1 protein-coding gene is annotated in these 1,234 nt (G+C 57.4%); it reads left to right on the plus strand.

Annotated elements, in window-relative coordinates:
* Positions 1 to 63 precede the first annotated feature (63 nt).
* A protein-coding gene (locus AC06E9_RS19690) for an IS3 family transposase (protein ID WP_121363484.1) occupies positions 64 to 1,205 on the plus strand; the annotation gives its coding sequence in 2 pieces (ribosomal slippage) (positions 64 to 301 and positions 301 to 1,205; 1,143 coding nt in all).
* Positions 1,206 to 1,234: the final 29 nt, after the last annotated feature.

A 1,234-nucleotide genomic window follows, 5' to 3' on the forward strand; every position in this document is an offset into this window, starting at 1 on the left:
TGAATCGCCCAGGATTTCGTAGACACCTCGCAGCCATAAACTATGGCTTAGGCGGAGGTGGTTATGAGCACGAAGCGTTATACGGATGAGTTCAAGATCGAGGCGGTTCGGCAGATTGTCGAGTACGGCCGACCGGTAGCTGAGGTGGCTGAGCGACTAGGTGTGTCGGTCCATAGCTTGTATGGGTGGAGACGTCAGCACGGCCAGGGAGAGGTGGGGCGTCGCGTTGAGCAGGACCAGAACGCTGAGGTTCGTCGACTTAAGGCTGAGTTGCGTCGCGTCACTGAAGAGCGAGACATCCTAAAAAAAGCCGCCGCGTACTTTGCCAAGGGGTAAGAGCAAAGTACGCCTTCATGAAGTGCCATGTGGATCAGTTCGGGTTGGCAGCCATGTGCCGGGTACTGAGTGTCCATCGCAGCGGTTACTACGCCTGGCTTCGAGGCCCGACAAGCCCCCGCGAACGGGATGACCAACGACTGCTTGGACTGATCAAGCACAGCTGGCTTGAGAGTGGCTCGGTCTACGGACATCGCAAGATCACTTCGGATCTTCGCGAGCTAGGGGAGACGTGTAGCAGGCATCGCGTAGCGCGATTGATGAAGAACGAAGGGCTTCGGGCGATGGTTGGCTATGGCCGTAGACCGCGCCCATTGAGTGGGCCCGTGGGCTCAGTGGCAAAGAACGTCTTGGCGCGCGGTTTCAAAGTAAGTGAACCGAATCGCGCATGGGTAACGGACATCACCTACATCCGAACCTACGACGGCTTCATGTACTTAGCCGTTGTGCTCGATCTGTTCTCACGCCAGGTGGTGGGTTGGGCGACGCGCCCCACGCAGCACACCGACTTGGTTCTGCAAGCGCTGCTCGCTGCGGTTTGGAGGCGCAAACCCGCTCCAGGTTTGCTTCTGCACTCTGACCAAGGAACGCAGTTCACCAGCGAAGACTGGCAGTGCTTCCTGCGTGAGCACGACATCGTATGCAGCATGAGCCGACGAGGAAATTGCCACGACAACGCAGCAATGGAGAGCTTCTTCCAGCTGTTGAAACGCGAACGGATTAAGCGGCGGATCTACAGCAATCACGACGAGGCACGCGCCGATGTCTTCCAGTACATCGAGATGTTTTACAACCCGACACGGCGACACGGTTCCAATGGCGGCCTGTCCCCGATAGAGTTTGAACGGCAGTACGCACTAAACGGCTGAAGAGTGTCTACAAAAGCCTGGGCGATTCA

Source organism: Stenotrophomonas sp. Steno-Z10-BAI, assembly GCF_056393115.1.